At 70.0% G+C, this 23,338-nt stretch carries 20 protein-coding genes; 13 read left to right on the top strand and 7 right to left on the bottom strand.

Annotation, left to right across the window (positions count from 1 at the left end; translation table 11 throughout):
- The first annotated feature begins 61 nt into the window (after positions 1-61).
- Both ACIBF5_RS18300 and ACIBF5_RS18295 read left to right on the top strand, forming a co-directional pair.
- Positions 62-751: a hypothetical protein gene (locus tag ACIBF5_RS18300; RefSeq protein WP_396813018.1), complete on the top strand. Its 690-nt coding sequence runs from the start codon at positions 62-64 to the stop codon at positions 749-751.
- Complete coding sequence (locus tag ACIBF5_RS18295; protein WP_396813016.1) at positions 748-2,781, top strand: beta-galactosidase; 2,034 nt, start codon at positions 748-750, stop codon at positions 2,779-2,781. Before ACIBF5_RS18300 ends, ACIBF5_RS18295 begins: the two co-directional genes overlap by 4 nt.
- Before the next feature lie 26 nt (positions 2,782-2,807).
- On the opposite strand, the gene ACIBF5_RS18290 is transcribed toward ACIBF5_RS18295, so the two are convergent.
- Complete coding sequence (locus ACIBF5_RS18290; RefSeq protein WP_396813014.1) at positions 2,808-4,937, bottom strand: alpha-glucuronidase; 2,130 nt, start codon at positions 4,935-4,937, stop codon at positions 2,808-2,810.
- Positions 4,938-5,108: 171 nt separating this feature from the next.
- On the opposite strand from ACIBF5_RS18290, the gene manD reads away from it, so the two are divergent.
- The gene (manD, locus tag ACIBF5_RS18285; RefSeq protein WP_396813012.1) at positions 5,109-6,323 is read left to right on the top strand and encodes a D-mannonate dehydratase ManD; all 1,215 of its coding nucleotides are present in this window, start codon (positions 5,109-5,111) and stop codon (positions 6,321-6,323) included.
- A 120-nt stretch (positions 6,324-6,443) separates the two neighbouring features.
- Here manD and ACIBF5_RS18280 read toward each other — a convergent pair whose 3' ends face one another.
- The 3 genes from ACIBF5_RS18280 to ACIBF5_RS18270 all read right to left on the bottom strand — a co-directional run bounded on the left by ACIBF5_RS18280 (position 6,444) and on the right by ACIBF5_RS18270 (position 9,186).
- Positions 6,444-7,457 (bottom strand): OmpA family protein, encoded by a 1,014-nt coding sequence (locus ACIBF5_RS18280; RefSeq protein ID WP_396813011.1) that lies wholly within the window; start codon positions 7,455-7,457, stop codon positions 6,444-6,446.
- A gap of 2 nt (positions 7,458-7,459) precedes the next feature.
- Positions 7,460-7,804, bottom strand: coding sequence for a helix-hairpin-helix domain-containing protein (locus tag ACIBF5_RS18275; protein ID WP_396813009.1), 345 nt, complete (start codon positions 7,802-7,804; stop codon positions 7,460-7,462).
- Between the two features lie 833 nt (positions 7,805-8,637).
- On the bottom strand, positions 8,638-9,186 hold the full coding sequence (locus ACIBF5_RS18270; RefSeq protein ID WP_396813007.1) for a GNAT family N-acetyltransferase: 549 nt from the start codon (positions 9,184-9,186) through the stop codon (positions 8,638-8,640).
- Between the two features lie 115 nt (positions 9,187-9,301).
- Between ACIBF5_RS18270 and ACIBF5_RS18265 the strand changes: the two genes are divergently transcribed.
- The 3 genes from ACIBF5_RS18265 to ACIBF5_RS18255 all read left to right on the top strand — a co-directional run bounded on the left by ACIBF5_RS18265 (position 9,302) and on the right by ACIBF5_RS18255 (position 13,281).
- On the top strand, positions 9,302-10,678 hold the full coding sequence (locus ACIBF5_RS18265; protein ID WP_396813005.1) for a hypothetical protein: 1,377 nt from the start codon (positions 9,302-9,304) through the stop codon (positions 10,676-10,678).
- Positions 10,679-10,771: 93 nt separating this feature from the next.
- On the top strand, positions 10,772-12,043 hold the full coding sequence (locus ACIBF5_RS18260; RefSeq protein ID WP_396813003.1) for an AAA family ATPase: 1,272 nt from the start codon (positions 10,772-10,774) through the stop codon (positions 12,041-12,043).
- Positions 12,040-13,281: a VWA-like domain-containing protein gene (locus ACIBF5_RS18255; protein WP_396813001.1), complete on the top strand. Its 1,242-nt coding sequence runs from the start codon at positions 12,040-12,042 to the stop codon at positions 13,279-13,281. The genes ACIBF5_RS18260 and ACIBF5_RS18255 overlap by 4 nt, the downstream gene beginning before the upstream one ends.
- A 31-nt stretch (positions 13,282-13,312) precedes the next feature.
- Here ACIBF5_RS18255 and ACIBF5_RS18250 read toward each other — a convergent pair whose 3' ends face one another.
- Positions 13,313-13,615, bottom strand: coding sequence for a helix-turn-helix transcriptional regulator (locus ACIBF5_RS18250; protein WP_396812999.1), 303 nt, complete (start codon positions 13,613-13,615; stop codon positions 13,313-13,315).
- A gap of 66 nt (positions 13,616-13,681) precedes the next feature.
- Here ACIBF5_RS18250 and map point away from each other — a divergent pair, with 66 nt between their 5' ends.
- The 3 genes from map to ACIBF5_RS18235 all read left to right on the top strand — a co-directional run bounded on the left by map (position 13,682) and on the right by ACIBF5_RS18235 (position 16,032).
- Positions 13,682-14,452, top strand: coding sequence for a type I methionyl aminopeptidase (gene map, locus ACIBF5_RS18245; RefSeq protein ID WP_396812997.1), 771 nt, complete (start codon positions 13,682-13,684; stop codon positions 14,450-14,452).
- Between the two features lie 100 nt (positions 14,453-14,552).
- Positions 14,553-14,765 carry a hypothetical protein gene (locus ACIBF5_RS18240; protein ID WP_396812995.1) on the top strand — a complete coding sequence of 71 codons (213 nt, stop codon included), beginning with the start codon at positions 14,553-14,555 and terminating at the stop codon, positions 14,763-14,765.
- A 163-nt stretch (positions 14,766-14,928) separates the two neighbouring features.
- Entirely contained in the window at positions 14,929-16,032 is a 1,104-nt protein-coding gene (locus tag ACIBF5_RS18235; protein ID WP_396812993.1) for an aldo/keto reductase, read from the top strand.
- Positions 16,033-16,145: 113 nt separating this feature from the next.
- On the opposite strand, the gene ACIBF5_RS18230 is transcribed toward ACIBF5_RS18235, so the two are convergent.
- Positions 16,146-16,484: an Imm51 family immunity protein gene (locus ACIBF5_RS18230; protein WP_396812991.1), complete on the bottom strand. Its 339-nt coding sequence runs from the start codon at positions 16,482-16,484 to the stop codon at positions 16,146-16,148.
- 391 nt (positions 16,485-16,875) lie between these two features.
- On the opposite strand from ACIBF5_RS18230, the gene ACIBF5_RS18225 reads away from it, so the two are divergent.
- Entirely contained in the window at positions 16,876-18,246 is a 1,371-nt protein-coding gene (locus tag ACIBF5_RS18225; RefSeq protein WP_396812989.1) for a right-handed parallel beta-helix repeat-containing protein, read from the top strand.
- A gap of 275 nt (positions 18,247-18,521) precedes the next feature.
- Here ACIBF5_RS18225 and ACIBF5_RS18220 read toward each other — a convergent pair whose 3' ends face one another.
- Positions 18,522-19,226: an alpha/beta hydrolase gene (locus tag ACIBF5_RS18220; RefSeq protein ID WP_396812987.1), complete on the bottom strand. Its 705-nt coding sequence runs from the start codon at positions 19,224-19,226 to the stop codon at positions 18,522-18,524.
- 430 nt (positions 19,227-19,656) lie between these two features.
- On the opposite strand from ACIBF5_RS18220, the gene ACIBF5_RS18215 reads away from it, so the two are divergent.
- From ACIBF5_RS18215 to ACIBF5_RS18205, 3 genes are read left to right on the top strand one after another with little or no spacing between them, the layout of a single operon-like run.
- Positions 19,657-19,974 (top strand): hypothetical protein, encoded by a 318-nt coding sequence (locus tag ACIBF5_RS18215; RefSeq protein ID WP_396812985.1) that lies wholly within the window; start codon positions 19,657-19,659, stop codon positions 19,972-19,974.
- 45 nt (positions 19,975-20,019) lie between these two features.
- Complete coding sequence (locus ACIBF5_RS18210) at positions 20,020-21,042, top strand: amino acid--tRNA ligase-related protein (RefSeq protein ID WP_396812983.1); 1,023 nt, start codon at positions 20,020-20,022, stop codon at positions 21,040-21,042.
- Positions 21,043-21,102: 60 nt separating this feature from the next.
- On the top strand, positions 21,103-23,301 hold the full coding sequence (locus ACIBF5_RS18205; protein ID WP_396812981.1) for a hypothetical protein: 2,199 nt from the start codon (positions 21,103-21,105) through the stop codon (positions 23,299-23,301).
- Positions 23,302-23,338 lie beyond the last annotated feature (37 nt).

Below are 23,338 nucleotides of genomic sequence, written 5' to 3'. Positions count from 1 at the left end.
GAAGCGAGGACCAGCGTCTCGGCCTGCCGCCTGACGATGCCACGACCGGGAGGAAGCGGTGATGAGCGACGCCTTCGAAGCCCGACCGCAGTTCGGTGAGGGACCACTCTCGCGTGCCGCGGCACGCGTCTACAGCCTCCTGGTGATCGAGGTTCTGCTCCTGGTCACCACCGCCCCGGGCCTGGTCCTCTTCCTGCTGCTGGAGCCGGACGCGAGCAATCTTCCGCTGGTCGCGCTCTGTGCGCTGCCGCTCGGCCCGGCCGTCTCCGCCGCGCTGTACGCCTTCGACCGTCACCGCCCGGACCTGGCCGACCTCACACCGGCGACGAACTTCTGGCGGGGCTACCGGGCCAACCTCCGGCAGGTCCTGGCGGTCTGGGCCCCGTCGCTGCTGTGGCTGACCATCGTCACCGCGAACCTCACCCACTTCGCCGTCGCGGGTGTGCCGGACTGGTGGGGGGTGCTCCTCGTCCTGGTGGCGCTCGGGGTGACCCTCTGGTGCGCCAACGCACTCGTGATCACCTCCCTCTTCGCGTTCCGGACCCGGGACGTCGCCCGCCTGGCGCTCCACTTCCTCGCGCGTACGCCGGGCGTCACGGTGGGCAACGCCTGCCTCCTGCTGGTGGCCGTCGCCGTCACGGTGGTCACCTCGGAGGCCGTGCTGGGGCTGCTGGGTTCGGTGCTGGTGCTGACGCTGCTGCGAACCTGCCGACCGCTGATCGGCGAGATCGAGAAGGAGTTCACCGGATGAGCCTGCCCGCCACCTCGAAGGTGAGCTTCGGCGGCGACTACAACCCGGAGCAGTGGCCCGAGGACGTGTGGCAGGAGGACTACCGGCTGTTCGACGCCGCCCGGATCGACACGGTCACCCTCGGCGTCTTCGACTGGGCCCTGAACCAGACGGGCCCTGACGCGTACGACTTCTCCGTCCTGGACCGGATCGTCGAGCGCGCCACCGCGCAGGGTCGCCGCATCTGCCTGGCGACCGGCACCGGCGCCCACCCCGCCTGGCTGGCGCGGGCATATCCGGAGGTCACCCGGACCGACTTCGAGGGGCGCCGGCACCGGTTCGGTCAGCGGCACAACTCCTGCCCCAGTTCCCCGGCCTTCCGTCGACTCTCCACCGAGATGGCCCGGCGCGTCGCGCGGCGGTACGCCGGCAACCCGTCGATCGTCGCGTGGCACGTCGGCAACGAGTACGGCGGCGCCTGCTACTGCGACCTGTGCGCCGGGGCGTTCCGGCTCTGGCTGCGCGCGAGGTACGGCACCCTCGACGCGCTCAACGCGGCCTGGTACACCACCTTCTGGTCACACACGCTCACCGACTGGGAGGAGATCGAGCCCCCGTCGGCGCTGACCGAACACTGGCGCGGACCGAACCACACCGCTTTCCAGGGCATCACCCTGGACTACCTCAGGTTCATGTCGGACGCCATGCTCACCAACTTCCGGGACGAGTTGGCGGCGATCCGCGAATCCAGCCCGGACGTGCCGGTCACGACGAACTTCATGGGCATGTACCGACCGATCGACTACCACCGCTGGGCGCCCCATCTCGACTTCGTCTCCTGGGACAACTACCCGCCGGACGACCACTCCCCCTGGTGGATGGCGCTGACCCACGACCTGATGCGCGGGCTCAAGGACGGCCAGCCCTTCTGGTTGATGGAGCAGACCCCGAGCTACACCGCCTCGCGCGACGTCAACCCGTTGAAACGGCCCGGAGTGATGCGGCTCTGGAGTTGGCAGGCGGTGGCCCACGGCGCCGACGCCGTGCTGTTCTTCCAGATGCGCGCGTCGCGGGGCGCCTGCGAGAAGTACCACGGGGCGGTCATCGGCCACGCGGGGCGGCAGGACACCCGGGTCTTCCGCGAGGTCGCGCAGCTCGGCGCCGAGCTGGAACGGTTGGGCCCGGCGGTGCTCGGGGCCCGGACCCCGGCCCGGGTAGCGCTGCTGTTCGACTGGGACTGCTGGTGGGCCCTGGAGATCTCTGACGGCCCCTCCCGGCATCTGCGCTACCCGCAGATCGTGCTGACCTATTACCGCGCGCTCTGGGACGCCGGGGTCGACGTCGACGTGGTGCCGGTGACGGCCGACCTGTCCCGGTACGACGTGGTCGTGGCGGCGGCGCTACACATGCTCAAGGGTGACCTGCCCCGACGGTTGGAGGAGGTCGCCGAGCGCGGCGGTTCGGTCGTGACCACGTTTCTCTCCGGTCGGGTCGACGAGAACGACCACGCCTTTCTCATGGACGTACCCGGGCCGCTCGGGCCGCTGACGGGCATCCGGATCGACGAGTGGGACGCCCGCGAACCGGAGGTGGTCAACCCCGTACACCTCCAGGGGGCGGACACCGCGGTCGAGGTGGAGTCACGGCTGCTGTTCGAGCTGGTGATCCCGCAGGGCGCCGAGGTGGTCGGCACGTACCAGAGCGACTTCTACGCCGGCACGCCGGCGGTCACCCGGAACACGTTCGGTGCCGGTGACGGCTGGTACGTCGCCGCCGGCCTGGACCAGAAGGGCGTCTCGTGGGTCGTCCGGCAGGTGCTGCACCGCCACGACCTGATCGGCCCCTACGCGGAGGTGCCGAACCTTGAGACGGCGGTCCGGGTCGCGCCGGACGGAACCCGGCTGCTCTTCCTGCTCCACCACGGTGACGTGCCGGTCGAGACGACCGCTCGTACCAGCGGGGTCGACCTGCTCTCCGGTGAGCGGGTCACTCGCGGCGAGCCGATCCGGCTCGACCCTCGGGCGGTCATGGTGCTGCGCGAGGCCGACTGAGCACCGTACGCCTCCCGGCTCCCGTGTCAGTGGATGCGGCGCCCGTGGGCGTCAGGCACCCCGGACTTACGGAAGAAGTAGGTGTTGACCTGGTCGCGCCACTCCTGCGCGCTGCGCACCTGCTCGTCGAGACGCTCGGTCACCCTGGCGTGCACCGCCGGATCGACCAGTCCGGCGACCCGCTCCCACCGTCGCCGCGTCTGCACCACCTGCTCGGCGCCGGCGAAGTGGGTGTCGTAGATGTGCTGGATGACCGTCGACCCGCTCTGGAGCAGGTGCCCGTAGGGCACGTGGTGGAAGAAGAGCAGCAGCTCGTCGGGGCAGTCCCGGGGCGACTCGTACCGGTCTGACCACGGCGACGGGTACTGGCCGGTGAACCCGGTGCCCGAGCCGCGGGTCCGGTCCACCCCGACGCCGTCCCGGTCGGCGAAGTGGTAGGTGCCCCACGGTGTGTACTCGTACCCGTCCACGTCGGGGCCGTAATGGTGCCCGGGACGGACCATGAATCCGACGCCGAGCGGGGCGGTGTAGCGCTCATAGGTCTGCCAGGAGTCGTCCATCACCTCGTGCAGCGTCCGTCGGAGCAGGTCAGGGTCGGTGGTCGCCGATGGTACGAAGGTGAGGTCGATCCACTCGTCGAGCACGGCCACCGGGTCGAGCTCCGGCGACCAGGCGAGCCGGCCGAAGGCGTACAGGTTGGCCTGGGCCAGTGGGTGTCCGGTCCAGAACGGGTCGTCGCCCACGTTGGAGACGACGACGAGGCCGCCTCCCGGCCCGGCCGAGACGGCGCCGCTCGCCGATCCGTGGGCGGCGACGTCGGCGACGGTGTCGCGGCCGACGCCCCAGGGTGCGAAGTGGAGCAGTTCGCTCCACCACGGGCCCAGGTAACACACGTGCCGCTGCTGGCCGGTGTATTCCTGCGTCGCCTGGAACTCCACCGCGAGCCGGGTGCCGGGCATGGCCGCGATCACCGGCGACACCGGCTCCCGCGTCTGGAAGTCCATCGGACCATGCTTCACCTGCAGGATCACGTTGTCGCGGAACTGTCCGTCGAGGGGGGCGAAGTGGTCGTACGCCGCGCGTGCGCGGTCGGTCGAGCGGTCACGCCAGTCCTGGCGGTGGTTGTAGACGAAGGCACGCCAGTGCACGACTCCGCCGAACGGGGCCAGGGCCTCGGCGAGCAGGTTCGCGCCGTCGGCGTGACTGCGTCCGTACGCGAAGGGGCCGGGCTGCCCCTCGGAGTCGGCCTTCACCACGTACCCGCCGAAGTCGGGGATCGTCTCGTACACCCGCCGGGTGGTCTCGGTCCACCAGGCCCGTACGTCCTCCTCCAGCGGGTCGGCGGTGGGCATCCCGCCAAGAGTGACCGGGGAGGCGAAGTTGACCGACAGGTGCACACGGATCCCGTACGGTCGCACGAGGTCCGCGATGGCGGCGACGTCGCCGAGCCGGGTGGTCAGCAGGTGGGCCTCGGTGACGTGCACGTTCACGTTGTTCACGGTGATGGCGTTGATGCCGCAGGCGGCCAGGAGCCGGGCGTAGTCGCCGACCCGGGTGAGGTCGTGGCGGAGCGCGCCGTCGCGCCAGAAGAGCGATCCGCCCGCGTAGCCGCGTTCGACCTGACCCATCACCGGATGCACGTCGATGTTGTCCCAGTGGTTGGCGATCCGCAGTCGCATCGCCGGCCGGTGCACCTCGATCGGGTGTGCCGGGCCGAAGGCCGACTCGCCGAGCCGGACCACGTGGAACAGGCCGTAGAGCAGTCCGGCCGGTTGGTCGGCCAGGACTATCGTGACGTCACCGTGCCGAACGAGCGCGAAGCCCTCTTCGCCGAGAGTGTCCGTACCCTCGCCCTGGTGGCGCCGGAGGTCGGCGCGGGCCGCCGTCTCGACCGGCAGTGCCCGGTCGGTGGCAAGCGCGAGCACGAGGTCGTACGAGGCGCTGTCGGCACCCTCCGAGGACCGCTCGGCGACCAACGGTGGCGAATGCCTCCGTACGCTGCCGCCGTGTTGCGCGCAGGCCTGCCCGACCTCGCGTAACACCGTCTCCACCCCTGTGCCGGGACCGGAGACGAGGACGCGGCGCGAGCCGATGGCGCGAAACGCCTCCGACGGCAACCACGCCGCGTGGATGTCCGCAGAGCGTGGAGTAATCATGATCAAATCCTAGTACACAATCACGGACGTCTTCCTCTTCGATCGACGACGATCGCGCCTCGTCCTGTTTGTGCACCCGCCCCGGGCACGGATAGCCTTCGGAAAAGGCCCGGCTCCCACTGATCGGATCCCGCCACGGTCGGCGGTCCGGGCAGAGGAGGAACGGTAGCCGTGGCAGGCAGAATCGTCGACGCCCGCGTGATCATCACCTCGCCGGGCCGCAACTTCGTCACGCTCAAGCTGATCACCGAGGACGGGGTCAGCGGGGTCGGCGACGCCACCCTCAACGGCCGCGAACTCGCCGTCGCCAGTTATCTGACCGACCACGTGGTGCCGGCCCTGATCGGCCGCGACTCGGCCCGGATCGAGGACACCTGGCAGTACCTCTACAAGGGTGCCTACTGGCGGCGCGGCCCGGTCACCATGAGCGCCATCGCCGCGGTCGACACCGCGCTCTGGGACATCCTGGGCAAGGTCGCCGGCCTTCCCGTCTACCGACTGCTCGGCGGGCGGTCCCGCGAGGGCGTGACCGTGTACGGCCACGCGAACGCGGAAACCGTCGGCGGTGTGCTGGAGGAGGTCGCGCGCTACCGGGACCTGGGCTACCGCGCGGTACGGGTCCAGACCAGCGTGCCCGGCCTGCGCACCACGTACGGGGTGGGCAAGGACCGGATGTTCTACGAGCCCGCCGACGCGGCGATCGCGTCCGAGGCGACCTGGTCGACCGAGCGGTATCTCGCACACACCCCGACCGTCTTCGCCCGCGTCCGGGAGGAGTTCGGGCCGGAGTTGAAGCTGCTGCACGACGTGCACCACCGGCTCACCCCGATCGAGGCGGGACGGCTCGGGCGCAGCCTGGAGCCGTACGCGCTGACCTGGATGGAGGACCCGGTGCCAGCGGAACTACAGGAGGGTTTCCGGCTGATCCGCCAGCACACCACCACCCCGATCGCGGTCGGCGAGGTGTTCAACACCGTCTGGGACTGTCAGCAGCTCATCTCCGAGCAGCTCATCGACTACGTACGGGCCACGGTGGTGCACGCCGGCGGGATCAGCCACCTGCGCCGGATCTTCGACCTGGCCGCGCTGTACCACGTACGCAGCGGATCACACGGCGCCACCGACCTCTCCCCCGTCTGCATGTCCGCCGCGCTTCACCTCGACATCAGCATCCCCAACTTCGGCCTGCAGGAGTACATGCGGCACACCGAGGAGACCGACGCCGTCTTCCCGCACGACTACCGCTTCGAGAACGGCTACCTCCTCCCGTCCGAGGCACCCGGACTCGGTGTCGACATCGACGAGAAACTCGCCGCCACCTTCCCGTACCGGCCGGCGTCCCTGCCGGTCAACCGACTTGAGGACGGGACGCTGCACAGCTGGTGAACGGAGGCGTCCAGACGTCGACACGGCGTGGGCCGTCCGGATGCGTCGGGGCAGGCCGGTGGGAGGTGGGGCCGCCGGCCTCCACCTCCCATCCCGGTTCCCACGGTCGCGACGGACGGGTCACATGACGACAAGCTCCACTCGCCGATTGACCGCCCGGTTGGCGCTGGAGGTGTTGGACAGTTTGGGCCGACTCTCGCCGTAGCCCTTGGTGTCCAAGCGATCGGCGGTGACGCCCTGTTCTCGCAGGAAGTCGAGCACCGCCTCGGCCCGGTCGCGGCTGAGCGCGAGGTTGAACCTGGCCGAGCCGACCGAGTCGGTGTGCCCGTCGACTTGGATTCGCGTACTCGGGTTGGCGTTGAGCACCTGACCAATCTTGACCAGGCTCGCCCGGGTGGCGGGCGTGAGCGCGGCGCTTCCGAAGGAGAACCGCAACGGAGGCAGGCTTGTCAACTGGCGTTGGACGTCGGGAACCCGGAGTCCGTCGACCACCGCCGCTCCGGTGTCCCGGGCCGACGCGAGCACGGCGACCTTTCGCGCCTCCGACGGGACCGTGCCAGCCAGGTTCAGCGTCCCGCCGGTCAGCTCCGCCCTCATGTCGAACGTGTCCCTGCCGAGTGCCCGCAGTAGGCCGGGCAGGCCGGAGAGCGCCGCGTCGGTCACCGCGTCGTCGACCGTCAGACGGTTGTCGACCGCCTCGACGCCGAAGGCGGCGACCGTCGCCGCGACCAGTGTGGTACGCGAGTCCTCGGTGGGAACCGTGCCACTGATCGATACCTTGCCACCGGTCAGCGCGAGAAGCACGGACGGCGGTGCGGGCATGACGGCGGTTTCCAGACTCGGCGGCACCTCGGCCTCGGCGGCACGTACGCCGTCCAGCGCCCGCACGATGTCGAGTGCCCGTTCGGCTTCGGTGGCCGAACCGGCCTCCAACCTTCCGTCCCGTCCGGTGAACGTGACCCGCACCTGGGGCAGGCCGGCGGAGCGTAGTGCCTGTTCCGAGCGCTGGGTCAGGTTTTCCTCCATCCCGTGACGGTTCGGGATGTGCTGTGCCACGAGTAGAACGACCATGCCGACAAGGGCCACGACGAGCCCGACCAGTGGGTTGAACCTCTGCTCCGCGTTCTTCTTCATGATCAGGCCCGTCCCGTGTCCCGGCCGGCCACCAGACGCTCGGTGAGTTCGACGAAGGCGGTCTCGTCACCGTCTGCGAGCAACTGGGCCTGGCGACCCCAGGTGACCAGGCTGGGTGCGAAGCTGAGCCCGGCAGCCTCGATGGCCGCACGCCGCGTACCGTCGTCAGTGTCGGCGAGCTGCCGGAAGCTGCCGATGCCGGCGGCCCGGAGTGCGGCGGCCATCTTCGGACCTATGCCCTCGATGCGTTCCAGGTCGTCGTCGGCACTGTCGTCAGGTGCCAGTGAACCGGCCCCGCCGGCGAGTCCCGTGGCGGTCGCCGGCCCGTGCTCCCGCGGCAAGCCCACCTCGGCGGTCGGTCTGGGCTCGGATGACACCGCCCCGATCGGCACCTGACGCTCTTCCGCTTTCCCTGCTGTCACTACCCCGGCCGCCGGCACGGATTCACCCGGAGCGACCACGGCGTCGCTCTCCCTATCCGCCACGGCAACGGATTCCCCCTGGCTTGCTACCGGTGACGACTTCCGGTTGCCCCAGACGAGCCAACCCACGAGAAGACCCAGGGAGAAGGCGGCCAAGATGACGGGGAGCGACTGGCCAATAAACCAGGCCACTTGATACCTCCGAAGTGAACAGACGAGGGATTGCGGTGCCAGAGGGCAGGCAGCATTGCACGCGCCATCGGAATGCGATGACGCGGATGTGGTATCAGACAACAGGGTGTACGGAACTAAGCCGGGCGCCGACTGCCGGAGCATCCTATATGGTTTCTCGACATTGGATTAGCGCCTACTCATACCCGTCCGTCAGGTAACCCGATCGCCACCGGATCGACCACACCTCGTATGACGACGTGGGCCCGTAGCCGAACGTACTCGACGGCGAACTCCTCGCTTCCAAGAATGGTGGCAGCGGGTCGTCGCGGCTAAACAGCCGCACTTGCCGACACGTGGATCGGTAACCGTTCTCCCAGTGACGGGCTTCCACCCGTCGGGCGTGCATGTTCGGCGAGATCCGCGACGCGCCGTCGGCGTCGCCGCCTCCCTCGGGCTCCGGAGGCGGCGGTCAGGGCTGACGTCGTGGCGTGATAGCGCCGAGCCCGCATGGCTCCACGCCAGCCAGGACGAGGGCGATCCGCTCCACCGCGCTCGGTCCGGTCAACCCCCACCGCCCGCTTGCCTCACTCGGCCAGATGGGCCCAGGTGTGCAACACGATCCATCCACCATTGGTCTCGTTGACCATCGGCGGCTCCTCCGTACGCCGGAAACCCGCCGATCGCGCCACCGCCTCGCTGGCGACGTTCGCCGGTTCGATGCGCAGCACCACCCGTTGCAGGCCCAGTTCACGGTGGGCGTACCGGGTGAGCAGCACCAGCGCCCCTCGGGCCAGGCCCTGCCGACGGTGCCGGACCCCGATCGAATAGCCCAGTTCCTCGGTTGGTCCACCCGGTTCTCTGCCGAAGAGCAGGACCTCGCCCAACGGCCGGCGCCCGTCGGTGGTGACGGCCAGTTGCAGCCGTTGGCCGCTGGCCCGTCCCGTGCGTGCCCGGGCCAGGTACGCGGTCGCGGCGGCCAGGTCGAATGGCGACGCCAGCGGGGTCCACCGGGCCACCTCGGCCTCGTCGAACAGCTCGACCATCGCCGGCAGGTCGTCGTCGGTCCACTCACGTAACCGCACACCGTCCCCGGCAAGACGGACCGGAGACGGGAAGGGGTACGGGTTCGCCATGAACGGATCATGCCAGTGCCAGGGCTGGCGCACCGGTACCGCGCCTTGTATGCTCCCCGGCGATGAAGACCTCTTTCGGTAGATTGGGGGTCCCGTACACGCAAGGTGAGTGCTGATGCACTCCCGGACCGTGAACGGAGATTCCCGCCTCGCCTTCTGGCTGCGCGTACGCGAATTCGCCGTACCGCCCTCCATGATCAAGTCCGCGACCGCCCGCCGCACCGCCGGGGACTGGGCCGGGGCGTGCGCCGCCGCGCACGTCGACGTCGATCTCAATCTGCGCTCGGTGGCTCGCTCCCACGGCGAGGAACTCGCCGCCCAGATCCGGGCCGACCTCCGCCACCTCGCTCCCGACCTGCTCCGCTGGCACATGCCGAGGATCGCGCCGGACGGGCTGCTCCGCCCGGGGCTGACCGTCTCCCTGGCGCGGTACCGGCCGACAGGTCAGGGCGACGGCGTACACCTGGTGGCCCGGACCCCTCCCGCCTGGGCGGATGCCGGTCAGCGGCTCAGCCTCGCCCTGTGGGACGGCAGCCGGTCCGCGCCCCGACCCCATCCACATCCCCGTCCAAACCGCCGGTTCCGCCTGGACCTGCACCGCCACCTCTGGGACGCCCGCAGGAGCGGCGACCTGCGGGTCCGGTCCGGGGCGGATCTCCCGCCCGCCGACCCCCTCCTGGTCGCGGAACGCACCGGTCCACCGGCCCGCGACTGTGCCGTGGACCGGTGGGCGGCCGAGGTCGGGATACTGCTCCGCGCCGAGGGACGGGCCGGCGGCGGCGTCACCGTACGACTCGGAGGTCGACACCGGTTGCTGCTGGAACTGGCCGCACCGGGGGACGCCTACCCGCCCGACCCACCACGGATCACGACGGCCGCTGGCGGCGGCGATCCCGCCCTGCCGGTACTCCCCGACGCCGCGACCTGGGTGCTACCTGACCTGGCGTTGCTGCGCGCCGGGCTGATCGAGGCCGACCAGTTGCACCCGCTGGTGGCGCCCGCGCTCGTGCCAGGTCACCGGCCGGCTGACACTCCGCCGATCCCGGACGGCGGAGCGAGTCCGCGCCTCGTCGACTGCCGTGGTGCCCAGCACCGGATCGGGCTCGTGAACGGGGTACTCGTCCCGCTCGACCACGACCCGGCAGAGATCCGCCGCGAGGAACTCCTGGCCTCGCTGACCGGCACCCCACTGCCCTGCCTACAAGTGATCGACGAGGTGCACCGACACCCGGCGGGCCTCGTCGACATCCGCGCGCGCCTGGACCACGGCGACATCGCCGGTGCCCTGGCGGCCGTCGAGGGTCTACTCGGACCCGACGCGCTGCTGCGCGGCGGCGCGCTCCGGGAGGAACTGGAGACGGCGGCGCTCCGGCAGGTCGCACACGGGATGTTCCGGGCCGGACTCGCCGGGCTCGGACCTCCACCGGTCCTGCCGACGGGCAACCGCTCCCGCGACCGCCGGACCCACCCGCGTCACGCGACACCCCGCTGACCTCAGGGTCGCCTTCCCGCTCTGACGGCTACCCCAGATACCTGACCTGCGCGGCCGGCACCCGGCCCCCACTCGAATCCACAGGTGATGAACATGCTGACGTCCGTACCGTCCGCCGCCCCGTCCACGATCCCGAGCACATCCGCCGATCCGGCTCCCGTCAGCCGGCTCGACGTCGCCGCCGACCTGCTCGCCCTGCTTCACGACACCGGCACCGAGCCGCGTACCGACCCGCAGTTGGAGGCGCTGACCCTGGCCGTCGCCGCAGACCTGCCGGTGCTGCTCTGGGGAGAGCCGGGGATCGGCAAGACCGCAGCCCTCACACAGCTCGCGGCATCCCTCGACCTGCCACTGACCACGGTGATCGCCAGCGTGCACGAACCGTCCGACTTCTCCGGCCTGCCAGTGGTCGGCGACGATCCCGCCGTACAGGGTGTCCCGATGGCCCCGCCGGACTGGGCCGTACGACTGGTCCGGGCCGGCCGTGGGCTGCTCTTCCTCGACGAGTTGTCCACCGCGCCGCCGGCCGTCCAGGCCGCCCTGCTCCGCCTTGTGCTGGAACGGCGGGTCGGTGCCCTGCGACTACCGGACGGGATCCGGATCGTCGCCGCGGCCAATCCCCGGTCCTCCGCCGCCGACGGCTGGGAGCTGAGCCCGCCGCTGGCCAATCGGTTCGTCCACCTGCAGTGGGCCCACGACCACGAGGTCGTGGTACGCGGACTCGGTGGCACCTGGCCCAGGGCGTCGCTGCCCCGGCTCGATCCGGAACGGCTTTCCGTGGCTGTGACGTTCGCCCGCCGTGCGGTCTGCGGATTCCTCGGCACCCGTCCGACCCTCGTGCACCGGCTGCCGAACAGCGAGGCCCGTCGCGGCGGACCCTGGCCGTCGCCCCGCAGTTGGGAGATGACCCTGCGTCTGATCGCCTTCGCCACCGCGGCGGACACCTCTCGGGACGTGCTGTCCATGCTGGTCAGGGGGACGGTCGGCGACGGCCCCGGGCTGGAACTGCTGGCCGGCATGGACCGGATGGACCTGCCGGACCCCGAGGTGCTGCTGGCTGACCCGGCCGCCGCCGACCTGCCTCAACGCGGGGACCTGCGCCAAGCCGTACTCGATGGCGTGGTGGAGGCGATCCGGAAGCACCCGGAAAAGTCCCGGTGGGACGCGGCGTGGGCCCTGCTGGTCCGCGCGTTGGAGACCGGAGCCCCGGATCTGGTGGTCGTCCCCGCGACCACCCTCGCCACGCTGCGGCAGGCAGACTGGGACGTACCGGCGTCCATCGAGGCGCTCGCCGGGGTGGCGTCCCTGAGCCGACCGGCGGACAACGCGGCGGCACGGGTCGCGGCTGCCGCAGGTGGACGATGAAGCCCGGCACGGCGGGCGAGCTGGACCGGGAGAAGCTTTTCGCGGCCCGGTTGCACGCCGCCCGGGTCCGGCCCTACCTCGCCACGGCACTGTTCGCACTGCACCCGGTGGAGTCGCGGCTGGTGCCGACGATGGCCGTGGACCGGCACTGGCGGTGCTACGTCTCGCCGGCCTTCGTGGATCGGACCCCGGTGGAGGAGTTGGCCGGTGTGTGGGTGCACGAGGTCTCACACCTGCTGCGCGACCATCATGGGCGCGGCGACGCGGTGGCGGCCGAACGCGGACTGACCGGACCGGGTGAACGGCTGCGGATCAACATCGCCGCCGACTTCGAGATCAACGACGACGTGTACGGGGAGGGGCTGGCCCGCCCCGAGGGCGCCGTCGACCCGACGCTTCTGGGGCTCCCCGAGGGGGAACTGATGGAGGACTACCTGCGATTGTTCCGACTCGGGCCGCACACGCAGAATCTGGCCTGGTTGGACTGTGGCAGTGGTGCCGACGGGCTGGAGCGGGAATGGGACCTGGACCCCGACGGTGCGCACGGGCTCGGCGTGGAGGAACGGGACGCGGTTCGGTTCCGGGTGGCACAGGGCCTCAGCGCCCGCCCGGGCGACGCCCCGAAAGGGTGGCGGCGATGGGCGGACGAGGCGTTCCACCCGCCGCAGCCGTGGCGGGACCTGTTGGGGGCGGCAATTCGCTCGGCGGCCTCCGGCCCCGGTGCGGGTGAGGACTACACCTACGGCCGGCCGTCGCGGCGCTCCGTCGGCCTGCCAGGCGTCGTCCTGCCGAGCCTGCGGCGCAGACCGCCCCGGGTGTCCGTGGTCATCGACACATCCGGCTCGGTGAGCGACGCCGAACTGGGCAGTGCGCTCCTTGAGGTCGCCGCGATCGCCCGCGCGGTAGGCGGTCGGCGCGATCTGGTCACCGTACTGCCGTGTGATGCGGCGGCCCGGATCGCATACCCTCTCTGTCGTGCCGAGGGCATCCCGTTGCTCGGTGGCGGCGGGACCGATCTGCGTGCGGGCTTCGCCAGGGCGCTCCGGTCACGGCCCCGGCCGGACGTCATGGTGGTCCTGACCGACGGCCAGACCCCATGGCCGGCCAGACGGCCACCGTGCCGGACGGTGGTGGGGCTCTTTCCACGACAGCGGGCCGCCCGATCCTGGGACGAGAACGATCCCGAGTACGTTCCTGACGCGCCGCCCGAATGGGCGCGGGTGGTCACCATCGGGTAGGCACTTCGTGCTGGCCCACCTGGACACCGACCTACGAGGCCAACCGCACACCTGCGGTGCGGCCTGATCTTGCGAGTTCGGCCCCGCCGTCGGGCTGGTTGATCTCCGACCACACCGCATCGAGGGAAAGGCCGAGGACATCGGCGATCGCAGCGATGGTCGGGAAGGCAGGGGTGGCCACCCGACCGGACTCGATCTTCCGAAGAGTCTCCGGCGAGACACCTGCGGCCAGCGCGGTAACGAGCATCGAACGCTCCCCCCTGGCTCGACGCAGGAGGGCGCCGAGGCGCTGTCCGCGCTCGACCTCCTCGGGAGTGAGCGGCAACCTGACCATGGCTCCGATTCTAGTACCGGGATAATATGGCCGGGATACTTATTGGCTGCACGAGTAGGGCACCCCATGATCGAAATCCTGAACCCCACCGAACTGCCACGAGCGAAGGCCGCAGGCGCCCTGGTCGCCGGCATACTGCAGACCCTGAAGAGCCGCAGCGCGGTCGGCACGAACCTCCAGGACATCAACCGGTGGGCCCAGGAAATGATCACCAAGGCCGGAGCGCAGTCGTGCTATGTCGACTACGAGCCGTCCTTCGGACGCGGGCCGTTCGGCCACTACATCTGCACCTCGGTCAACGACGCCGTGCTCCACGGACTGCCCTACGACTACACGCTTGCCAACGGCGACCTGCTGACGCTCGACCTGGCCGTCTCCCACCGCAGCGTTGTCGCCGACTCCGCCATCAGCTTCATCGTGGGCGACTCGAAGCCCACGGAGAGCGTCGCACTGATCAACGCGACAGAGCGCGCATTGAGCGCGGGGATAGCCGCCGCCGGACCGGGGGCCCGCATCGGCGACATCTCCCACGCCATCGGCGCGGTCCTCAGCGGGGCGGGATATTCGATCAACACCGAGTTCGGCGGTCATGGCGTCGGTTCGACGATGCACCAGGACCCGCACATCCCGAACACGGGGCGGCCCGGTCGCGGATACCGACTGCGCCCTGGGCTACTGCTGGCACTGGAGCCATGGGTGATGGCGGACACCGCCAAGCTCGTCACCGATGCCGATGGCTGGACACTCCGAAGCGCGACAGGCTGCCGGACTGCGCACAGTGAGCACACGATCGTCATCACCGACGACGGAGCCGAAATCCTCACGTGCGACCGGTGAACGGCCCGCCGTCACGAGCATCCACACCCGGGGCATCCAGCCACACCGACCAACGTCCCCGGGTTTCACCGTCGGGTCGATCTCGTCGTACGGTCTGGCGATGACCAGGACAGCTCGTGGACGGTTCCGGTGGCGGACGAAGATCCGGACAAGCCTGCCGTGGTTCCTGGTGAACCGTGGCCTGGCCGGTAAGGGCACGGCCGACTGCGGTGATCATGAGTGGTACAACGCCGACGGTGAGGTCGAGTGCTGCTACCACTGCGCGGCAGGGCGGCGGCCATATGATCCGACACACTTCGCACCGGCCGATTGACCGCAGACCGTAGTCGGTCTGACGCCTCAGCCCGCGACCCCGACCCCGACCCCGAATGTTTTGGACTTGCCGGTCCAATTTCGCTGAGGCAGGGTGGTGAACCAGCCGGTCCAGTCCGGGCCGGCCGCAAGCCGTCCAACAAGCACGGTGGGGACACAGAGAGATGAACGACTACTACCTGCTCGGCCGGTCCGGGCTACGGGTGAGCCGACTGGCGCTCGGCACGATGAACTTCGGCACCGGCGGCTTCCACGCCGCCTACGGCAAGACCGAGGCGGAGGCCGAACCGATCTTCCGGCGCTATCTGGAAGCAGGAGGAAACTTCATCGACACGGCGGACTTCTACACCGCCGGGGAGAGTGAACAGATCCTCGGCCGACTGATCGCGTCCGCCGGGGTACGCGACCGGCTCGTGCTGACCAGCAAGTTCACCAACACCACCGATCCCGGCGACCCCAACGCCAGCGGTAACGGCCGCAAACACATGATCCGTTCGGTCGACGCCTCGCTGCGCCGGCTCGGTACCGACTACATCGACCTGTACCTGCTGCACACCTGGGACCGGATCACCCCGGTCGAGGAGGTCGTACGAACCTTCGACGACCTGGTACGCGCCGGCAAGATCCGGTACGCCGGCCTGTCCGACGTACCGGCCTGGTACGCCGCCCGGGCGCAGAGCTTCGCCGAGGCGCACGCGCTCACCCCGATGATCAACCTGCAACTGCCGTACTCCCTGCTGGCACGGGGCATCGAGCCGGAGTTCGTGCCGATGGCACAGGCCCTGGGGCTGGGGCTCACCGCCTGGAGTCCCATCGGCGGCGGCCTGCTCACCGGCAAGTACCGGCGGACCGGGGACGGCCTCGCCGGCTCGGGAAGGCTCGGCGACGCGGGCGCGGGCGGGCAACCGGTCAGCGAACAGGCATGGCAGGTGATCGAGACGCTTGAACGGGTGGCCGACGAACTCGGGCGGAGCATGGCCCAGGTGGCGGTGAACTGGGTGGCGACCCAACCCGCCGTCGGATCGGTGATCATCGGGGCGAGCAGCGTCGAGCAGTTGGACATCAACCTGGCCGCACTCGACTTCGAGATTCCGTCGCAGGCGCGCCGCCAACTCGACCAGGCCAGTGTCGCCCCTGTCGCTTCGCTCTACTCGATGTTCACCCCGGAGTACCAGTCCTGGATCGTGAGCCCGGGTCTCGGGATCGGCGACAAGCCGGCCGGGTACGCGCCCCCGGTCTGGAACGGTGCCGCCCAGCCGGTCGGCTGACGTCACCGCGACGGGAACCTCCCGCACCTGACGACGCGGATCACCGACCCGGACGACGAACGGCCCTCCCTCCGGAGGGCCGTTCGAGGTCTGTCCTCCGCCACCGATCGGAATCAGTCGTCGAACTCGAATCCGTCCGCTTCCGCGGAAGTGATCAACCGCCGCATGCGTTCGGCGTCCGTCGCGAGAGCGCCGAGCCGAGTGGCCAGTTCTTCGAGGACGTTCCGATCCGTACCGTCGGCACAGAACATGCCTCCCTCGCAGTTGTAGGAGAAGCGCCCGTCGAGCGTCGGCGCCTCGGCGCTGACCAGCACCTGGACGACGCCCTCCCAGAAGTAGCCGTTGGGTTCGTGGCCGCACTCCTCGATCACGTGGTCCACGTCAGTACTTCCCGCATCCAGCACGAGGGAGTACTCGCCCGGGGACAGTTCGACCAGTCGCAGCGGTTTCATGGCTGGAGCTTGGCAGCCGCGCACAGCGCCGGCAACCGCCGGGATCGGCCCCAGGGCCACAGCAAGGCTCTGGGCCGCGACCCACCGGGTGGATTGTTGTACGACGACGATTTTCACGCCTCCTGGTCCGATTCGAGCCTTAAGTGTGCGATGAGCCGTTAACGCAGTACATGGATTTCGCTCATATAAGCCCCGGTTGCCCCAATGGTCACCGTAAGGTGACTTTCGGTGGTCGCAACGATGCGTGGCCGGCGAACCCAGGTTGGTACGGCCGTGTCCGGCAGGAAAGGCGGAGAACGTCATGTCCGGTTTACAAGCAAGCCACAGAGGTCCCGACCAGCCGACAGGGCGACGATGGCGTCTGGCTACAGGACTCGTGGCAGGGAGTGTGGTGGCAGGAGCGGCCGGCCTGAGCGGTCTCGCCCTGGCCACGGGAGGCAGCGCCGCCACCGGCCCGAGCCTCGTCAACGACCGGTTGGTGAGCCGGCAGCACACCACAGTGGAGCGACCGTCCACGGTCCTCACCGCGATGCGGGCGGGAAAGAGCGCTCCGGCGCCCGGCGACGGCCAGTCGGACAGTCCCCAGCCGGACAGTCCCCAGCCGGACGAGGACAGCGAGGTGCGGTCGATAGCCTGCGACTCCGCCGAACTCGTCGCCGCGCTCACCCAGGCCAACGCCGAGGGCGGCGGAAGCCTCAAACTCGCGCCGAAGTGCACGTACCTCCTCACCGCGTACGCCGACCCCGGTGACGCGAGCGGCGGCGAACGGTCCGGCCTGCCGGTGATCTACCAACCGATCCTGATCGACGGCGCGGACGCGACCATCGCCCGGGACGCCACGGCCGAGGAGTTCCGCTTCTTCACCGTCCGCGACGGCGGCGAGCTGAAGCTGAGCAACATCACGCTCGCCAACGGGCGGGCGGCGAGCGGCGGTGGCATCCGGATCGACCACGGTGGCACCGCCGTCGTCGAGCACGCCACCTTCACCGACAATGCCGCCCTCGCCGGCGAGGGCGGTGGCGGCGGGATCTTCAACGACGGTCACCTGACCCTCACCGACAGCAAGTTCGCCGGCAACAGCGCCGCTGGCTGGGCGGGCAGGGGCGGGGGCCTGCTCAACGGCGGCGTTCTCACGGTGAAGGGGTCGGAATTCACCAACAACAGCGCCGGCGGATTCGGGGGCGGATTCGCCAACTACCAGGGTGCGGCCGACCTCAGCGAGAGCACCTTCGCCCACAACACGGCGGGAGAGGGCGGTGGGGTCGCCAGCGTCGCGGCCCGGACCAAGGTCTGGCAGACGAAGATCACCGCCAACACCGCCAGGGTCGGCGGCGGCGTGGTCAACAAGGACGCGACGATCACTCTTCGCGACCTCACGATCAGCCACAACACCTCGGAGGTGGCGGGCGGCGGAGTCGCCACCATCCAGGGCCTACTGACGCTCGACGACAGCACCGTCACGTCCAACACCACGGGCGGTGACGGCGGCGGCATCTCCGCCGAACAGTCGAACGTCCTCGTACGCAAGAGCGAGAGCAGCCGTAACCAGGCACTCGGTCCCGAGTCGAAGGGTGGCGGTATCGCCGTCAAGCAGGGACAGATGTCCCTGTTCAAGAGCAAGGTAGTTGACAACAGTGCGGCCGGAGAGCCCGGCGGGCTCGCCGAGACGGAAATCGTGGTCAAGGTCGACGACAAGACCGTCATCACCGGGAACCGCCCCTGTGGCAACGACCGGGCCGACGAGGGCTGCCGCGTCGACTGACCATGAACGAATGACGGCTGCCCGACCCACCAGGGGCGTTGGGCACGCACCGCTCGGACATGGCTGATTGGTCGACGGGCGAGCGCGACGAGGTGCCGGGTACGGGCGGTCACGCCCGTACCCGGCACCGGCCCGTCCGGGCTGCCGTACGGACCGGTGCCGCAACTCCTCCCCTGCCCCGCTCACGCCGTCTAGCCTGCTCGGATCTGGGTAACCGTGCCTGATGTCCGAGGTCAGCATCGCCGACTACGGTCTGCTCTCCGTCTGCCGGGCGATCAGCGTGCGACGGGCGCGGACTGGATGATCTCGTCGATCAGCGCGGCGAACCGTTGCGGTGCCGCGAGGTAGGGCGAGTGCCCCGTGTCCAGGGTGCGGCTGGCCGTGGCCCGGGCCGCCATCGTCTGCTGCAACGCGGGAGGAATCGACCGGTCGTCGCCGCAGACCAGGTACGTCGAGGAGATGTCCTGCCAGGCGGCGGTCGTCACCGTGTCCGCGAACGACCGCAGGCTCTGCTCGACGAGCTGGCCGAGTGCCTGGTCCGCCAGTTCGTCGGCGACGTCGTGGTAGAACGCCTCGCGTGGGTTCTCCATCAGCGGGAAGGTGCCACTGGTGTCGCTCGGCGTCTCCATACCGTGGAAGCTGTACATCGACTCGCCCGCGTCGAGCATGTAGGCGGCCAGGTAGACGAGGTGGGAGACATTGGTCGCGCCCGCCACGCCCTCGGTGACGGGAATGCCGCCGTACGAGTGTGCGAGCACGACGACCGGCCCGTCGATCTCGCTCAGCTCGTGACGGATCACCTCGGCGTCGTCGTACATCGACGCGGTCGGAGCGGGATTCTTGCCGGCGCTCGGCAGCGCGGGCACGCGCGTCCGGTAACCACGCTCGGCGACCGCATCGCAGGTAGCGGCCCAGCTTGCGGGCTGGTGCCAGGCTCCGTGGGCGATGACAAGGGTGGGCCGACTTTCCGGACGGGTCATCCTTTTGCCTCCGTGAGGGCGGGTAGGGCGACAGGCGGAGGGCCTGTCGGACATATAGTCGGACACTATGTCCGACAGCGCGTCCGGCCGTAGCACCGGCAACCTCACATCGACAAAGCTCGTCAACCCACCGACCGGTTCCCGCCTGGTCAACACCCCATGCCCGGCCGATGGTTTCCCGAAGCGAGCATCGGTCGACAGCCGGCGGCCCGCCAGGACGCTTGTTGCCAGGACGGTTGGTGCCATGAGCGGACACTTCCTTCGCCACACCGACAGCGTGAGACTGGTCCTCACCACAGCGAAACGACGCACCTGATTTCTCCGGTGCAGCCGGAACTATTTCGTTGCCTTTGGGGGCCGATGCCGATGTCACAAGACCGAACCGAATCCCTGGCACCGCCGGTCCGGCGCCAATGCCGGACCGGGGATCGTGTACGTAATTAATCTGACCCTGCGCGCCCCGAGCCCCGAATTCCTGGTGGGTCTGGACCGGTCGCTGATCGAGCGGGCGCTCCTGGAGGCCGGTGACGGCCTGTCGGGGTTCGAGCACCTACACGTTCGCGCCGGCCCCGACCACCTGGACATCTGGCTCTTCATCGTGGCCCCGACCGGTGCGGAGGCCGCCGACCTCGCTCACCTCATCTGTCACCGGGGATTGCGCGACCACCAACCCCTGGCCGGATGGACGGGCGACCAACAGGTATTCACATTCACCGCCGGGCCGCCGGAACCCAATTCACCGGAATAGCTCGTCCGATACATCATTCATCAACGCTGAAGGAGACACCCCCGCATGAGCGTTACCATCGAACGGACCTCGCACGGCGGATGGCGCCCCTCAAAGGACCGCTTCCTCGAAATCCTCGACAATCCGCTCTACCGCACGATCGTCGACCTGCAGGACATGGTGACGACGAGTACGACGGGCTTCTGGTCCCGGCGGGGCGTGAAGTCACTGCACCTGCCGATCACCACCGGCTCGATCTCCAGCCCCATGGGCCTGGGCAGCGATTCCCTGCCGGTCGAGGTGGACCTGTTCGGCGAACGCACGTTCCTCGCCGACTCCATGCAGTTCATGCTCGAGTACGGCTGCCGGCTGAGCCCACGAGGTGCCTGGTACATGATGCCGAGCTTCCGTGGCGAGGACTGCGACGAGTCGCACCTGAACCAGTTCTTCCACAGCGAGGCGGAGATCCCCGGCGGGCTCGACGACGTGATCGCCGTCGTTGACGCGTACGTCCGGGAGATGACCTCAGTCGTCCTGGACCAGCACGCGGACGCCGTCGCTTCGCTGGCCGGGACGACCGACCACCTCACCCAGATGCTCAAGCTGGAGTCCTTCCCACGGATCACCTTCGACGAGGCGGTCACGTTGCTCGGCGGGGACCCGCTGGCCACCCGGCAGCACGGTTCCTGGCGGACGCTGACCCGTCACGGTGAGCGGCGGTTGCTACAGGAGGTGAGCCCGGTCCTCTGGGTCACCCACTACGACCACCTCTCGGTGCCGTTCTACCAGGGTTACGGCGACGCGGAGCGTCGTACGGCGCTCAACGGTGACCTGCTCTTCGGTCTCGGCGAGATCGTCGGCTGCGGTGAACGGCACGTCGACGGCGCGCAGACCCGGGCCGCGCTCGCGCACCACGAGGTCTCCGAGGACTCCTACGAGTGGTACGTGCGGATGAAGCAGGAGCGCCCCATGCGCACGTCCGGATTCGGCCTCGGCATCGAGCGCTACCTGATGTGGGTGTTGGGCCAGCGCGACATCCGTGAACTGCAACTCGCGCCCCGCCTGAACGGGGTCACGATCGCGCCGTAGGTCAGGCGTGGCACTGGCCGGCGACGGCGATCGGGCTGACATGGGGGAAGGAGCGGACAGGTGGAGCTGGAATCGACATTGATCGCGGATCGGAGCTCGCCCGGGGGCGCCGGGCGGACGGTGATCGTGGCGAGCGGGGTGGCGGAGTACGGCGCACTCGCCCGGGAGATGGCCGGAATCGGGGCACCGGTTCCGGTGCTGCCCGGCGTCGCAACGCGGCTCCTGACCCAGGCAGCCCCGGCGACGACCGAGAACACATCGGACGGCTTGCCGGCGGCGGCCGTACCGGAATCGGCCGGGCAGTGGGTCGGCACGGTCGTCGTCTGCGACGAGGCGTACGCGCCGGTGGCCGAGGTGCTGGCCAGAGGGTCTGGTCGCGCGCTGCGGCGAGGCACGATGGCGGACGCGACGGCCGCCGCGCGAAACGGTCCGGTGACGGTCGTGGCGGGCGCGGCGTCGGTGACCCCGGAGGTGCTGGCGGCGGTCCCGTACGACGCCCCGATCGGGTTCCTCACCGGACGGAGCCTGGCGTCGATGAGCGCCCTGGTGGCCCGCACCCTCCTGCACGGCCCCACCGTCATGGCCACCCGCGACGACCTGTGGTTCGACGCACTCGCCGACGACGCCAGCGGAGGTCCGGACGGCATCGGCCGGCCGGACCGGGCGCTGGCCCGCCTGACCGGCCCCCGGCTCACCCCGTCCGGGCTCCGCACGGCGCTCAGACCCGGGATCGCGCTGCTCGCGGGGCGTGGGCATGCCCGGGACTGTCTGATGCACCTCCACGGTGGTGGCATCTGTGGCCGGGCGGAAGAGCAGCCTCGGCTCGCCGTCCTACCCGAGGTCGGCGCGGGGTGGTCCGAGCATCCGGCGGCCTGCCAGCAGGGCGACCACTGCTGGCGCGACGACGTGTCGGTACGGGACCACCTCCGCGCGGCCGACCTCAATGCCGCGTTCGTGGTGCTGGACAGCTGCCGTACGGCCCAGGTCGGCGCCGGCAGTGTCCGTACGGACGTCTCCATTCCGTTGACGATGTTGGAGGGTGCCGCGCTGGCGGTGGCATGTGCCGTCGGCACCCGTGGCGGCAGTCCCTGGGCGGGGCAACTGTTCCAGTCCCTGGTGCGGGCCGGGCTCTCCCTCGGCGCGGCGCTCGCCGAGATGAACGGCGCGATCGCGGTCGACCGCGCCGGGGTGGGCCGGCTCGGGCTCTTCGGCGACGCCGGGCTGGTCCCCGCGCCCACCGCCGTCGCGCCCACCACCGTCGTGGGCGACGCCATCGGCGGGGCCACGGTCGTGCCGTCGTCACCGACCGGGCCAGCCGGGACGGTGACGGTCCGCGCCCGGCGTGCGGCACAACTGGTGCGGGGCACGGGCCTGTTGCCGGCGGACGAGGGCGGCCCGTTGGTCGTACCACGTCGGCACGGCGACTCGTCCTGGGTGGTCACCACGGCGGCCGGGCGCACCGGCGGTCGCATCGACCCTGCTCCGTCCCACCTGGACGAGGCGTGGACAACCCGGGTACGGCCGTGGCTCGACCGTCTGCGTGGGCTACCGGCCCTCGGTTGGAAGATCGATCGGACGGCCCTGGACGGCGTGCACCGTACGGCGGTCGCCGCCCTGCGGCAACGCGCGGAGGCGGAGCACGTCGCGGCGGCGGTGGCCGCGCGGGTGGCCTTCGACGGGGCCGTCGACGAGCTGGCCCGGATCCAGTCGGCCCTGGTGGAGCGGGAGGCCGAGTGGATCGGCCAGACGTTCTACTCCGCCACCGACGGGTGGCCCGAGCCGTGGTCGAGCGAGACCGAGCCGGAGCCGTCAAGCTGCCCGCAGTGCTCCGCGTCGGCGCTGATCCGGCACCGGATCCGGCCAGCGGCGGGCGCCGGCCCGGAACTCGCCTACGAGGTCTGCGTCCGGTGCGGCGAGGTCCTGGCCGGGGCCGGGGCGTGCGCGGTGACCGTGTCGACCGCGAATCCGCCCGAGGTGCGCGCCGGTACGCCCTTCACGTTGACGGTGACGGTCACCGGCCCGGCCGACCATCCGGTCTCGGTCGCCGTCGGCGCCGCCTTCCAGCACCAGGAGCGGTTCCACTGCTCGATCTCCGGCGGGGCCTCCTTCGTGTTGCCGCCGGGCGGTCGACGGGTCGTCGACTTCGCCGGGCTCACCGACTCCGCGCTCACCATTCCGGACCAGCAACCCATAAAGATCATCTTGGCCGCGGACGGCGCGCTGCGCTGTCTGACCAGGTCCGTGTGGGTGCGGTCCTGACCCACCGCTGGTACGCGGTCACGAGAAAGGAGACACC

The sequence above is a fragment of the Micromonospora sp. NPDC050417 genome (assembly GCF_044458865.1).
Classification (GTDB): Bacteria; Actinomycetota; Actinomycetes; order Mycobacteriales; family Micromonosporaceae; genus Micromonospora_G.
Note: the sequence above shows the minus strand (reverse complement) of the source record. Positions and strands in the feature narration are given on the sequence as shown.